Source organism: Proteiniphilum sp. UBA1028 (assembly GCF_002316955.1).
Taxonomy (GTDB): Bacteria; Bacteroidota; Bacteroidia; order Bacteroidales; family Dysgonomonadaceae; genus Proteiniphilum.
This window is the reverse complement of sequence record NZ_DCEN01000021.1, coordinates 1-15,354: the sequence shown is the minus strand read 5'-3', so window position 1 is coordinate 15,354 and position 15,354 is coordinate 1. Positions and strand designations below refer to the sequence as shown.

General features: G+C 46.5%; 8 protein-coding genes. All 8 read right to left on the bottom strand.

All coding sequences use genetic code 11. From position 1 onward, the window contains the following. Positions 1–1,754, bottom strand: a 1,754-nt coding sequence (locus B3Z75_RS02595; RefSeq protein WP_294067406.1) for an alpha-L-rhamnosidase C-terminal domain-containing protein, incomplete at its 3' end; no start/stop codon positions are given. Positions 1,755–1,771: 17 nt separating this feature from the next. Continuing rightward, on the bottom strand, positions 1,772–3,034 hold the full coding sequence (locus B3Z75_RS02590) for an alpha/beta hydrolase family protein (protein WP_294067404.1): 1,263 nt from the start codon (positions 3,032–3,034) through the stop codon (positions 1,772–1,774). Positions 3,035–3,119: 85 nt separating this feature from the next. Continuing rightward, the gene (locus tag B3Z75_RS02585; protein WP_294067401.1) at positions 3,120–3,992 is read right to left on the bottom strand and encodes a DUF4861 family protein; all 873 of its coding nucleotides are present in this window, start codon (positions 3,990–3,992) and stop codon (positions 3,120–3,122) included. 82 nt (positions 3,993–4,074) lie between these two features. After that, positions 4,075–5,445, bottom strand: coding sequence for a hypothetical protein (locus tag B3Z75_RS02580; RefSeq protein ID WP_294067399.1), 1,371 nt, complete (start codon positions 5,443–5,445; stop codon positions 4,075–4,077). A 22-nt stretch (positions 5,446–5,467) separates the two neighbouring features. Then, positions 5,468–7,297: an FG-GAP-like repeat-containing protein gene (locus B3Z75_RS02575; protein ID WP_294067396.1), complete on the bottom strand. Its 1,830-nt coding sequence runs from the start codon at positions 7,295–7,297 to the stop codon at positions 5,468–5,470. Between the two features lie 60 nt (positions 7,298–7,357). After that, positions 7,358–8,767, bottom strand: coding sequence for a sulfatase (locus tag B3Z75_RS02570; RefSeq protein ID WP_294067393.1), 1,410 nt, complete (start codon positions 8,765–8,767; stop codon positions 7,358–7,360). A 217-nt stretch (positions 8,768–8,984) separates the two neighbouring features. After that, positions 8,985–11,237 (bottom strand): RagB/SusD family nutrient uptake outer membrane protein, encoded by a 2,253-nt coding sequence (locus B3Z75_RS02565; RefSeq protein ID WP_286861741.1) that lies wholly within the window; start codon positions 11,235–11,237, stop codon positions 8,985–8,987. A gap of 12 nt (positions 11,238–11,249) precedes the next feature. Further along, positions 11,250–14,564, bottom strand: coding sequence for a SusC/RagA family TonB-linked outer membrane protein (locus B3Z75_RS02560; RefSeq protein WP_414702850.1), 3,315 nt, complete (start codon positions 14,562–14,564; stop codon positions 11,250–11,252). Positions 14,565–15,354: the final 790 nt, after the last annotated feature.

Below are 15,354 nucleotides of genomic sequence, written 5' to 3'. Positions count from 1 at the left end.
GGTGCATCTATTTCCGAACAGACCTCACCGTCTGGCTGTCGCTCATGGCGCACTTTCACCACTCCGTATGGCGTGGGGAAACTGCCTTCTACCCACTGCAGATCGCCCAGATAGGGCTTCACCTGCAGGGTACTGCAACCCGGCTCAACCACCGTGATGCCCAGCACATTCTCCGTGAGCCAAGCGGTCACCCCGGAGGACCAACCATGGCAGAGACTGTGGCGGAAGCTGGGGTAGCAGTAATCCCCGAAATCGCCATGAATATCGTTCATCTCCTCCGGCGTAAGCTCGTCTATCCGCGCCGAGTTCTCCATCCACTCGATGTTAAAGTCTTCCCAGAAAGTGGTGGCACCCATGTCGAGCATTCCACCCCAATAGTCGCTGATGATCTGCAGCGCCTCATCCTGCATGCCGGCCAGTGAGAGGGCATCAAGCATATAGAGACCGTAGAAGGTGGAGAAGCGCTTAGCGCCATCCACCGCCACCACCTCCTTGCTCGCGATTGCCGGATCCAGCGTCCCCGCTACCGCCATCAGCGCGGCCGCCTGCTTCAAATCATTGTGGGGCATAATCTTCCGGTTCAGCTTCCGGGCAGCTCCAGCGGCCACCAGAGCAGATCGGTTCTCGTCCAGCACCCGGCACAACTTCTCGGCATCTCTCAGAGCCCATGCCAACAGTGCCCGGTAACCGGCTTCCACTCCCTCCTTGTTGGGTGTGGAGGGCCAGTCCAGAAAGCGGAAAGGGCTCAATGTCTCGGTGCCATCTTCGGCAATTTTGCCATTGATCAAATCAATCAGGCCGACAATATATTCCCGGTGACTATTCAAAAAATCGAAATCACCATTCTGCATGTACCAGTCGTGGTGAATAATCAGGTACCACATCGAATAGGAGCTCATTCCGTTCATCCACTGCGGCAGGGGGTACTGCTCACAGGCCAGGTCGAGGCTTCTGGGGACCACCTCGTTATATCCGAAAACAGAGTTAATTGCTTTCAGCTCCGGGTGAAAATCGCCCAACCAGACCAGCCGGTCGCGCTTGATGCCGTCCCAGAGATACTCTTGCATGTTCAGGTGGGTGGTGTAGGCCCCGGTGATCCAGATAGAGTCGAGACGTGGGTTACTGCTTTTGAATGACCCAAGGTAAGGAATATCTCTGTAGCGCAATATGGCGCGTGCCTCCTTGAGGTTGATGGTGGTACCCGGCTGCAGCAGGTCGATGCGCACGAAGCGAAACCCCGTGTTACCAACTTCGATCATCCCAGTGCGGGGGATCTCCATGATGATATCCCGTTTGGCATGATCATCGGTAGAAAAGCCCATCAGCCAGTCGGAGTTGTAGGTATTGCTATTGGCTTCTCCTACCGACTCTCCGAAGCGGATCCGCACCAGCGAAGGCTCCCGGCGGGAGGAGCCGCCCATCACCAGCTGGAGGCCGCCATGCAGCTCTTTGCCATAATCCAGCAAGATGGAAGCGGTATCGGCAAGGGTCGTTGTCATTGAGCAGAAGCGGGTTGTACGGCTCATGTCCGACTGACTGTTGCCCGGCTTCAGCAGGACCTCGCTGTTTTTAATCAGTTTCCTGGAACTGTCAGAGATCCACAGAACCCTGATAGGGGAAATAAAAATGCGTGTCAGCTCATCCTTTTGTGCAATTTGATTGTATTCAGGGCCGAAGATCGGGGGAAGCTGTGCGTTACCGGTGGTCATCAGCAGCATCAAAGCAGTTATTGCAAACAAACTTTTTCTTTTCATATTGCCATCCTCTTTTTTTACCGGGTTTCATCAGTCACCTCTGCATCAACCGGTAAAAAATGTTTTCTCATAAAGTCAATAAATATATCGTAATCACCGGGCAGGGTACCATGTCCTCCGGCGTGCATGTAGTAACCCATATCATGGAGAATCGGCTCACCCGGGGCAGGCATCTCCGTTCTCTCCAGTCCCCTTTTGCCGAAGAGACGGTAAATCGGTTCGGCAGCGACAGCAGCCAGGAACTCACCTTTGGGATCGGACCAGCCGTCGCTGTCGCCCGTTTGCAGCAGGAGTGGGCGGGGAACGATCAGGGCCACCAGCATGTGTGCATCCACGGGCGACTGGTGTGGATCATCGCCATAGCGGGCACGGTTGCCGCAAAACTGGTAGAAGTAGCGTGTGGGGGCGATCATGTGGGCGATGGTCTCACCATAGTTGCGTCGTGAGAGCGCGGCTCCCCCTTCTCCCGAGCAGCTGGCGATGATCATGCCAAAGCGCTGATCGAGGGCACCGGCCCACAGTACCGTTTTACCCAGCCGGGAGACACCATGCAGAGCCACTTTCGATGCATCGATATCAGGATCCTGTTCCACGTAGTCCATTGCGTAACCCAGTCCCCATGCCCAGGCAGAGATGGTGCCCCACTCGTCCGGGGCGGGCCATTCCCGGCCGGCGGGCAGGTAATGGCCTCTGACGCCATGGCGGATGCCATCAGGAAAATCGGGCTCAATATCACCATAGTAGAGGGTAGCCACACCAATCCCGTTGGAGATGAACTTCTCCACATCGAGGCCTCCTATGCGGGGAGCTCCCGGGCGTGGCTGTACCGGCATCCTTTCCCCTTCCCTGTTCCAGAAGGAGCCGGGAGCCAGGCCCGGATCATCTACCATCAGGGCGTTGGGCATGAAGCTGATGGTCAGAAAGAGCGGTACCGGTCCGGTTGCCTCTGCCGGCAGGTAGATCACCATGTCGGCCTGATGCCTTGCCGTATCTTCGGTGAAGTAAAGCCTCACCTGCTTTCTGACAGCCTTGCCATCGAAGGCAGGGCTACCCGCATCAAAGAGGCTTGCTTCGCGCGGCACCCGCTTCGGGCACTTGCCGAACTGCTCCACTTCGAAGAGACGGAGCAGTTCCGGGCGGCGTTGCTCCATCCATTCCCTGGCATCGGTCACCCGCCTGCCGCCTTGCAGGGCAAAAAGGTCGGGCAGCACCCAGCTGCCCGTCTTCGTTTCATCGTAGTTGACCGGGATGCCGGCAACGGTATCCTGTTGTGCGCTCAAAAGGGTCTTTGAGAAGAGCATCAGGATGATCAAGCAAATCGGAAGGTTATTGCGTGTACACATGAGTGTAGGCCACGTTAATGAGTCAATCCAGCCCCATTTCAAATTTTGCAAAGTCGATAAACCGCCCCAGGGTATTCACAAACGGCTCCTTGCCATTTGCCGATGATATCCACAAACTTATCTGTCTGCCCGGTTTTGAGATAAAGATATGCTGGTTCCCATCGTCTTTTGTCTGATCGAAGTCATCCGGATTCACAAAGATCGCGGAACCCAGCTCTACCTGCTCAGCAGCCACATCTTCGGGATGCAACCCCCAGGTAAATATACAATCCTCCTCCACAACCACCTGCTGTCCCTGGTGATAGTTGATGCCGGTGACAAATGCCACATCATCATCAGACAACGCGAAAGCTTCCACCTTCGCTTTTCTGAAACCGGAATAGACGGTCACCCTCACCAGAATATCCACTTTTCGGTTCAGGTAGGGCACATCTTCCGACAACATCTCCATATAGGAAACCGATCCCTCTTTCACCACCCTTGCCGTTCTGTTTGAGACTGGATCCAAGGGAAGTACTTTCTCGCCATCCCACAAGCGGATACCGCCAAGGCCGACGGTGGGTCCTACCTTGTAGTAGTCGGCTCCCTTTCCTTCGAGCTGCTGCTGTGGTGTGGGATACCATTTGTATGTACCCAGCTCAAGTCCGGGCGTTGCTTTCGAATAGACATCGATGGCCGCTTTCTTGTCGAAATACAACCTCAGTGCCAGCCATTCATTTTCAATGGCAGGACCGTGATGCCCCAAAGCACGATAGAGATCGCCCGACTCCGACGAAACCTGATTGAGATAAGTGGCACTATCGCTCCGTAAAAAAAGACTCACATCGGTCATGTTTTGGGCTGCAAGAAAAGAGGCTTGCAACAAAAACAAAAATAAGAACAGTTTATTCTTCATATAATCAATTATTATTTAACACTTTGACTCACACTTCTGGATCAACACTACAAACATAGGGAATAAATATCGCCGCATCTATTTATTTTTCCTGTTTATCACTTTTCAACCACTTTTCAGGTACCGATACAATGCAGATATCCATTGCACGGCCATCTTCCGAGATCATTGCCGACTGGATTTCAATTTTCGTGCCGTCGGGGCTGAAGGTGGGGTGTACATGGTCGGCAGCAGTGCTCTTATGACCAGCCGTTAGCAGCATCATTTCGTTCGTTTCCCGATTGATGAGATAGAGCTCGCGTTCAAAGTTATCCCCTACGGCAAATCGTTTGTCGGGTGATCCGTGGACATGCCAGAATCCGCTGCCGTAAGGAATCTGCCCGGCAATGGACATCTCCCTGGTCCGGATGTTCACGATTCCCAACCCGGTAGGCTTCTCACGTGTCCCGGAAGGCCCCCATGCTGTCTCTTGTCCCGGATTGGCACCTTTCACGTCCGTTCCTTCCGGTCTGCTTTCACCTTCGACACCCGGAATGGGGCGATGCCCCAGTATGGCCAATGCCACCTCATCGGGCGAGATCACTGCTTCGTGGGTGATCCACTCGTATTCCGACTCCGGATAGAGGGGACGCAAACCAGAACCATCGGCATTGACAATCCAGGTACGTTGTGGGGCCTTTCCGCCGGTTTCCCAACAGAAAACGATCTGTCCCGGCATCCAGGGATTGCTTTGAATGTGTCCCACCTGGAAAGGGACGGAAACCACATATTTTATTTCACCTGTATGAATATTCATTCCGGCAATACCTGCGGGGCCGGCCCCCATGTTGCGGGGACCGAACGGTTTGGCGATTTCGACACCTCCGGGAAGGTGCTTTGAAGCCTCCTCCTTCCCTACACGAAACCAAACCCACTCTTCACCCCCATCGAGCGCCATGTCACCCCCGGCCTGCATCTCCGGAGGCGTTATTCCGCAGATCCGTTCATATGCCGCAGCCGGCTTCAGGTTGCCCGACTCCGAGTCGGAAAAAAGCTTTTCCAGATTGATCTCCACCACTTCAATGGCACCTGTTGCCGCATTTTGGCCACGTGGTTTGCGCATGTAATAGAGCTTCATCGATTTTCTGGCCACACTCAGCATGCCGGAAAACCCTCCTTCGGTAACCTGAACCATTTCGCCGGTTGCTTCATGAACCGCCATTGCCTCTCCCGGCGCACGCTGCGAGTGGAAAATCACCCATTGGCCATCCGACGTCCACTGGTTGTGAGTGGGGTAAATTTTTCTTTCGCCAGCCGTGCTGCTGGTCAGGAACACCAGGTCTACCCCGGTTATGGGATCCCTGACAACTTTCCTCTCAGAGGGAAAACGGCTTCCTATTTGTGCTTGCAGAGACAGGGGCAGGATAAAACAACCCAACAAGATTGATGCAATACCCGAAAATTGTTGTTTCATATGGAATTGTTGTTTTTAATTTTCATTCTCCCAGATAAAATGAGGGTACGGGAGACTGTTGATAGCCCATTGTCCGTACAGTGATAGTCTGTCGGTAAGTATTGTCTTGCAGGAGTGTTATCCTGCGGTCGTTAGCAGGAATTGTTGTACTATAAATGCGTAATTCACCGGGTAAAGCAGTGACTATTTCCTCACGCCAATCACCAAACAGATCGGCAGTCATCATAATACGTCCCTGAAAACCGTTTTGTACTTCCCCCTGTTTATATTTCATCACCGAGATTCCTTCACGATCTCCTGCAATATACTGACGTACCTTGCCGGCATCCCACCAGAGCCAGTCACCCGTTGGTGGCACATCTTCTCCTGAACCAATGAGATTTCCTTTTGCATCAAACAGATATTTGTTGTCATTACCGGGCACTCTCATTGCTCTATGTCCTTTCGGATCTTCACCGGCAAAACTCTCTAATCCCGGAAGTGATGGATCTATATCTGCTACCATGCCTGAGCCTATATGTACAGTGCTTTCACCAACACTCCATACCAGCTCACCTGTTTTTGCATCACGAACACATATGCCAAGTCCGTCTTTGTCATGCAAAGCCTCTACAGCCAAAAATATCTCGAGACCTGGGCGGGAAGGATCAATATCGGTAACATAGACCTTATCAGGGTGTCCCAATCCGGCCGACCACAACAATGTGCCATCATCGTCCAAAACTGCACTACCAAGAATAATTTCATCACGGCCATCTTCATCAACGTCATTCACCAGCATAATATGTGCACCCTGACTGCGTACAATTGGATTTTCCTCGTCTCCGTCCCAGCTCCACAGCTTTGTAAGCCGACCATCAGCAAATTGATATGCATCTACAAACATGGCTTTATAGGTTCCCCGGGCTACGATCAGACAGGGTGTTTTGCCGTCAAGATAGGCCACTCCCAATTGATTGCGGTTTTGCCTGTTGTAGTTTCCCAGCCGTTCTGTACGGGCTGGCCAGTCGGCTCTCGCAATTTCCTTGCCGGTCATCCCATCCCAGATTGAGATCCACTCCTCACCTTGGTAAACGGCACCGTCAGCATTCCGTACTCCGGCAGGTGCCGTCTTCACTGCAATTTCAGCTTTTCCGTCACCATCAAAATCGTAAGCGATAAAAGGAGAATACCATACACCCGGTTCAATTCCATCACCCAGGTCGTTGCGCCACAGAAAAGTGCCATCATTCAGATAAGCCTCTATCTTATAGGTCACCTGTGAGGAGTCGGGTCTCGAACCCGGATCCTTACTCACATTGGGTTGTATAAGTACAAAATCAAATTTGCCGTCACCATTCAGGTCGGCAACCCCCAGCCTTCTCCGTCCCGGGACCACATCATCTTGCAGAGGTATGGAGATATAGGCAGGTTCTTCCACCGATTTTTTGGCAATCACGGAAGCTCTCTCCGAGGGTGTTCCATTTCCTTTTTTCCCTACAGGAATAACCCAGTATTGATCTGTCTTATTTCCAGCTTTCCGGTCTACAAAGTCTGTGGTAGTGGTGACGGGTCTTCTGTTCAGTTTAACAGAACGATTGCCGGTACCCCTGTACACATCAAAAGCTACATCAACAGGATCCGACTTTAATAGTCTCCAGCTCACATACACGTTGTTATCTTCATCCTCAATCGCGATAACCCCTCTGTTTAACCTGTCTTCAATTCTCTCCTTTGCAAAGCCATCTACCTTAGGCTTAAGGGCATGGTTTGGCTCAAGTATTTCAATATTATACAATAGTTCGCGAGGATCCTGAGAATAAGCCTGCGCAGTAAACAGCAAGAGGCAAAAAGTAAAAGCTATTTTATTCATATTCCGTTTTTTATATTGTTGGTCGATAGTTATTAACTGTCTTTTTACAACGTGATGAAGTTATTCCACAAGAGGAGCTGACAACTCTGTTTTTCCTTCCACATACTCCGATGCAAGCTGATGAAGCTCTTTCACAACATCCTTATATTCTGGATCATTAACCAGATTACGCAATTCATGAGGATCATTGACAGGATCAGTCAGGTAAGCACCTGAACCTAAACCAAAAAACTCAGCATAACGCCATCGCTCTGTACGAACAGATACACCGGTAATACCTTTTCCACGTTCATTCCATACGGTATATGCCGGACGTTCCCACTCTCCGTGAGGATTTTCCAGCAACGGTTCAAGGCTCACTCCATCAAGACCCTCCGGAACAGGCAAATCACAAAGATCAACAAGGGTAGGATAAATATCCACCAGTTCAACTATTCGAGGCGATGACTTCCCATTCCCTTTGGCTCGCGGGTCATGAATAATAAAGGGTATACGGGTACCCTGTTCCCATAGTGAACCGGCTTTTGACCATTTCCCTTTTTCACCAAGCTGATATCCGTGATCGCTCCAGAATACAATAATCGTATTCTCCCGAAGTCCCTGTTTTTCCAACTCCGCCAAAACCCGTCCTACATTCCAGTCCACATAACTTACGCAAGCCAGATAGGCATGGATCATATCACGTGCCTCTTCAGGCGAAGCCGTCCTGTTTATAAACAAATCCGCATTGTTTGGCCTGATAGATCCTTGTGGAAAACCATGAGGAACCATTGGCAATGATGCAAAATCAGGAGGTAGTTTTATGCTGTCTGAATCATACAAATCAAAAAACTCTTTGGGGGCAACAAACGGTGTATGTGGTTTAGAAAAACCGCAGGCTATAAAAAACGGTCGACCGCTCTCCCTGCTTTTCCTGATATATTCTATGGCCCTATCGCCCACTCTTGTATCTCCCAGCTCTTTTACAGCCTCACCTTCCACTGCTTCCCAGCGGTCTGAACCAGAATAAACCTCCACACCGGGTGTGAGTTTAGCAGGCTGGCGCCGTGCTTGACTATAAGCCTCTTCATCCGATACATACGAAGGAGGATTTGTATTTACCGGCTCGCTATACCTGCGAGCTTCACCACCCTCCGTCCATGCCTCCGTATCGTCGATTCCGCCATGGAATACTTTACCCGTGCGGAGCGAAGCATACCCATGCTGTTTAAAATATTTTGGTAGACTTACCCATTCCGGGAAGGTGGCCCCAAACCATTCACGGTTGCTATAGAGACCGCTAGTGGTTGGGCGACGTCCTGTAAGAAGGGATGCACGTGACGGACCGCTCAGGGGATACTGACAATAGGCTCTTTCAAATCTCACCCCTTTTTTTGATAAATCATCCAGATTTGGGGTAACTGCCATCCGGCTACCATACGCATTTAATTCTGTCCTCATGTCATCAGATATCAGGAACAGAACATTCATAGGCTTTTTAGAATCACTGTCAGATGCAGGCCTGACCACAGATTGAGAAAAGACGTTAGTAAATGATACCGAACCGATTAACAATCCAGCGGTATAGAATTTCGTTTTATGGATATGTATTTTCATGACGCACCATTCTCTACATGAATATTGAGCAGCAATGAATATTGCCGCTCAATATTAAATAAACACTCTTACTAATCTAAACGATAAATCCTTAATTGTAACCCGGATTTTGGTAAGCTGCCTTCGCTGTCTCATCCAGCAGTTTCCCGCTTTCATCGGTAAGCATATCCATAAATGCCTGCGGGAATGGCTTGAATGTATTGAAAGGCCTGAATGCACCCTTCCCGTTTCCGGTCTGACCTTGTGTGCCATTCACATTATCAGAAACCGGCCAGTGATTTTGAAGGGTTGACCCCATTTGCTGGTGCCACATTATTCTGTCGGCCTGAATTCCTGCATGATGAATTCCTTCATATAGCGTAAGCTCTCCAATCATCTCTCTGGTCAGCTCATTGTAAATGAAATGAACGAACCTTTGCAAATCAGTTTTTGCGCTTGAGGGATAATTCTCTGCAATTGAATTGGCTGAAGTACCGTCCCAGTAAGTAGCATCAATTCTCATATCGGAAACCCTGTTTTGGGTTACGGTATAAGGATATTGTTTCTCCGAAGAGCTCAGCTCCTCCGCACCCGGGTATAATCTTGCAAGAACTTCCGCACGATTCTCGCCAGGCTTGTATGCTGCTCTTTCTCTTACTTTATTAATATCATTAATAGCTGAAGCAAAATTACCCTTACGCCCATACGCTTCTGCTCTTATCAGGTATGTCTCTGCTATTCTGAACATTGCCACATTTCGACTTCCGTACTCTGAGTTTATGGCTTCTCTGTTCACGTCGATGTGTTTTTTTACAGTAGCAGCAACACCAATACCAAATTCTAACCCTACGTTGTTTGCTTTGAAATCATCACTTGCATCTCTTCTGTAATAATATTTATTTCCATCTTTTGTCCAACGTGGATATAACACATAAGGCTGCGCTTTCGCTACGTCAATCGGGATAGCTGTCTCTTTTGTGTTTTCTAAAAAGACAAGACCCAAATCTCCTTTTCCTATCTTACGTTCTCCGGCAACAGCTGGACGTCCATTCCACGATTCGCGGTTATACGTAGGTAAAATGTTTGCATTAAAATATGCCGCCTCGTCAGCAGACCATTGTTTTGTACCGTTTTTTGGATCTTTGTAACTGTAATAATCAACATCATTAGCTCCTTCGGATAGCATGGCCTTGTACTCTATAAGGAATGTCTTTTCGAACCGTGAGTCCGACTGTTTATCTGTAAACACATCATATCCCCAGTCATTGGTTCTCATCCTCACGTTCTGATGCCCATATTCCCATGTACGGTTGGGTAATCCCCAAAGTGCACGCACATAATTACAGGTCATGTAGCATTGAAAACGCATACCGTAGCGGGTATTGGCCAGTTTGGGACCAAAGGAAGCAGCTAAAATAATTTCCGAATTGTTTTCAGAAGGATATGAACCTTTTGCGGTAGCAAAAATATCGGCGTAATCTTCGGCCAGTTTGTAATTAGGACTATTGATTACCTGTGTTGCAAAATAGATACATGAATCAAGATCTGTTGCTACATTTCCTTTATAAAGCATTCCCAAATGAGCATTTGCATTGGAATGATCAATAGTACCGTCAGCTTTCCTGTACTGTTTGAAGTCAGCCCCCTGCGCTCTTTGCAGATAAAGTTTAGCAAGAAAGTGTGCTGCTGCACCTTTTGATACTCTCTCTCTGCCCTCTGTTGACCCACCTTCAAATACTGTAGCGGGAAGATTATCATAACAGTATCTCAAATCACCAATAATCTGCTTGTAGATCTCTTCAGATGTTGATTTAGGGAAGTTGTACGAAGCAGGCAACGAGTTGTTACTTTTCAAAGTCATATGAACATCACCCAGCGAAGTGTTTAACATATAATATACCCATGCTCTGGTAAACAGCGCTTCTGACATTCTTTGAGCTGCATATTGCTTATCTGTAGCAAAGCGTCCCATTGCTTTTCCCTCTCTTATTGTTTCTATTGCCCTGTTGCAATTATTTACTGTAGGGTAGCCTCCCAGTAGTTGCTTGGCGTAATATCCCATCAGATTGTTGGTATAGTTACCAGCCCCCCCGGCAGGTGTCCATACTGTGGGAGAATAAATATCCCATGAATTATCTCCTCTTATTTCAGCATCCGACCCAACGTGAAACATGTAAGATCCTTCTTCCCATCCATATTTCCATCTCAAGGCATCGTACGTTCCGTTTATGAGTTGTTCCAACCCTTTCTCAGTATTAAAATAATCCTGAGTTATCGTAGACACCATCTTTTCTTCCAAAAAACTATCGGAACAAGATAATATTCCTATAGATGATAATAATATAATTATAATGTACTTTTTCATAATTGCTTTCATTTAAAATCCGAATCTTAATCCAATTACATAACTACGCATCAATGCAGTGTTGTTGGTTTGTCCTCCTGCCATAGCACCAGATTTTGAATCCCAACCATTCACATCATCGGGGTTGATACCCACTTTTACAAGGTCGCCTCCAAAAATAAATGGATTAATTACCTGTCCGTATAGCTGCATATTTGAAAGATTGTATTTCTTGAGAATCTTTTCAGGGAATGTATATGACAACGATATATTTCGAACAGCCACCATGTTACCACTAACATAGTTCATTGCATCTGAACTACTGCTATGTACTTTGGTAGTAGGTTGTGGATATCTTCCCGATGTGTTTTCAGGACTCCACACATCTTTTTCCACTCTTCTGCCATAAGTTTGCAGCAAACCGTAATAAAGGTTTCCAATGCGTGCATAAACAAGGAAATTAAGCTGCAGATTCTTGTATGTAAAAGTGTTCGTGACACCTCCTACCCATTTTGGCCTGTTCGATCCAAGTATTTTAGCATCATCGTCGTTAATTTTTCCGAATCCATTATCCATTATAGTAATTGTCTCTCCAGAGGCCAAAGTATAGGTAACCGAACCCTCAGTACCTGCAGGAACCACCTCCATAGGCTGCTGATCAACAATCTTGACCTGACCCGGAATATAGGTCAATTTTCCTACTGTCTTGTAAATATCCATCAGGTAACGATCTTCTTCTGTATCCTGCCACAAGCGATCATACTGATAGTCTCGCATCACTCTGATAGGTTGTCCTATAAACCATCCGTTACTCTTATCATCCTGTTTACCATTGGCCAGTTCCACGATTTCTTCTTTATTGGTAGACCAGTTGAAATCTGTTTCCCATGTAAAATCGGGGGTACTGATATTTACAGTTGACAAATTAACCTCGAATCCTCTGTTTCGTGTTTTACCAATATTTGACTGAATACTTACATACCCTAAAATTGCCGGAATTGAACGATCCATGAGCAAGTCGGACGTATTTGCCTGATAATATTCTATCGAACCGCTCACCCTGCTTTTAAACAAGGCAAAGTCCAATCCCAGGTTTGTCTGAGCAGTCTTTTCCCAGCCCAATGAATAGTTCGGCATCACGGATGCTTTTGCTCCTGCGACCTCTGTATTGTTGAATACCTGGTTAGCTGCCATCAGTGATCCGGATGTACTGTAAGCACCGACTGCAGAATTACCTGTAACACCCCATCCGTATCTAAGTTTTAACTGATCAACCCAGTCTATTTCTTGCATAAATCTTTCTTGCTCCAATTTCCAGGCAACAGCCAGAGAGGGGAAAAAGTCCCATTTATTTCCGGGAGCCAGCACAGACGAACCGTCCCAGCGTCCTGTTGCAGTGAGCAGATATTTATCCAGTAATGAGTAATTTACCCTCCCCATGTATGAAGCCAATGCATATTTTGAAAAGCCCGAACCATAGCCATGCGGTTTTCCTACTGAATTATCTGATAATGAATACCATAAAGCTGACGAATAGAGCAGATCCTGCGATCTCACCCATAAGTTTTCGTTTCTTGTTTCCTGAGCCGATTGCAGCAACGTTACATTTAACGCGTGCATATCATCCCAGTTTTTATTGGCATACAGCAAATTTTCCAATACCCAGGAAAAACTGGTTGCATTTCTGTTGTATCCTGTCATGGGTGCCGATGCTGGTGGTTTTGAACCAATAGGATTGGTATAGTCTTTATCATAAAAACTACCGTTGCGGGTATGTCTGAACTGAGCTCCCAAGTTCATGCGGTACTTCAGCCATGAAGTTATGTTAATTTCAGCAAAATTACTGCTCATCACAGAATATGCTCTGTCTTCGTTTATTCCGTTTTCAATATTCAGCAGAACATTATCTCCCGAAGGACCAAATCCGGAACCAGGATTCATGAGATTACCATTTTCGTCATATGCCGGAGCGTATGGCAGCAATGCCAGTGCCTGACCATAAGAGTCTTTTGCGGTAGAGTTGCCGGTATTATTCATCATCCCATAATTCTGAATGGAATAGTTTGCATTTAATGATGCTCCTACATTCAGCCATTTAACCGGATTTACGTTTCCGTTGATGTTAGCGGTAAAACGTTCATAATCCTGATCAACCATCGGTGATTCCTGATTCAAATAGGATACAGACATATACAGTTTGGATCTGTCGGAACCGGACGATAAAGATATCTGATGGTTATTGGTAATACCGGTGCGGGTAACCAAATCGGTCCAGTTTTGATCAAACAAATTGGCAGCATTATAAACGGGCACCTGATCGGCATAACCCAAAGCTTTCTCTGCTGCAGTAGCGGGCCGTAACACCTGATGGCCACTGGAGTCAAGCTGATAGGCTGTACCCAAGATTCTGCGCATATAGTTCTGGCTACCCATAAAAAGCACCATATCTCTCTCCATATCAGGAGCATTGCCATATGCTCCGCCATAAGTTCCTCCGTTGATATATGCCGATCGCTGCCAGTCAAGAAGTTCACCAGAATTCATATAATCAGTCAATTCATCGATCCGATTAAACGAAATCGAACCATCGTAACCAACTGTCACTCTGCCTTCTACTCCTTTCTTGGTTTGCACCAGAACAACACCGTTCGCACCTCGGGAACCGTAAATTGCAGTAGCGGATGCATCTTTTAATACCTCAATGGAAGAAATATCATTCGGATTTATATCAGCCATCGAACCCGATGCCAAAGGGATTCCGTCAACCACATACAGAGGCTCATTAGAAGCATTGATAGATCTGTTTCCACGAATTCTGATGGAGGCCAGTTCTCCCGGCCTGTTATTGGAGCTGATATCAACACCGGTAACTTTTCCCTGTAGTGCCTGAAGTGCATTCTGTACAGGCCGTTCCTTGATCTGCTCTTCCGTAACCCGGGATAAAGCACCGGTTACATCGCTTTTCTTCTGAACGCCATAACCTACAACGATTAACTCATCGAGCGTTTGTGTATCCTCCCTGAGGATAACCTGAATATTGGTTTGGCCAGCCACAGCTATCGTCTGAGTTATATAACCGATATAGGAAATATGTAAAACAGCGTCATTCTGGACATTGCTCAGCGTGAAATTTCCGTCTATGTCCGACGTAGTACCAGTTGTTGTACCCTCTATGATGATCGTAGCACCAATTACGGGCATTTTTTTCTCATCAATAATATTACCTCTGACCGTTTTTGTCTGTGCAAAAACTGAACCCGGCATTACTGACAAGAAACATAAAAGCAATCCAAATCCTATTATTCGGAAGGGATCACAACTTTTTTGTGTTTTCTGACATTTATTCATTCTCATTTTATTAAAATTATTAAACTCATGTTTTCTATATTGATATTGATATAAATATAATTCCTGAAATGATGCGAGTATAATCTTCCAACATTCTCCCTTTAAATGATTATTTCATTATTATTTCCGGAATATGGAAAACAGACTTCTCAATTAACTTCAACATGATCATCAAACACTGCATCGAGATAATAACAAAACTGATTATAACGATTTAAGTGCTCGTTTTAAAGAAAAAGATTTTCAAATAGTAAATTATGTATCAGTTCAAACTTAAATAAAAATAAAAATACAGGGACGATCAAAAAAGGCAGAAGGATTAACTCCTTTGACGCAACAAATATAGACAACAATTGTTAACTTCATATTGATAAAAATGACTTATAAACTATAATATTTGACATTTATCACATCAACCCGATCTTAAAATCAACTTCCTTTTGTCATCAACAGCGTGTCGTTTGTAATTCTGTTTAATTTTGCATTCACTGTCCTGTTTCTAATCTACATTTAGTATAAACCTATTACATTACAAGACAATTACTTGGCCTGTATCTGGACTGATATCCCCTTATTACCGGCTTATTATCCCCATATATTTAAATGAAGTGGGTATAAGTATAATATGACGAAATATAAAAGAATTCCCAGAGTAAAACATGCTTATTAATCTCCTATTAGGCAATCAATTTCGATTGAGACCTGACTGAGTATAGTTTATTTTGAGGATTTTCAGCAAATGCAGTAATTATTCAGTTGACCCAAAATATCATTTTCCTTATCTTTTAAA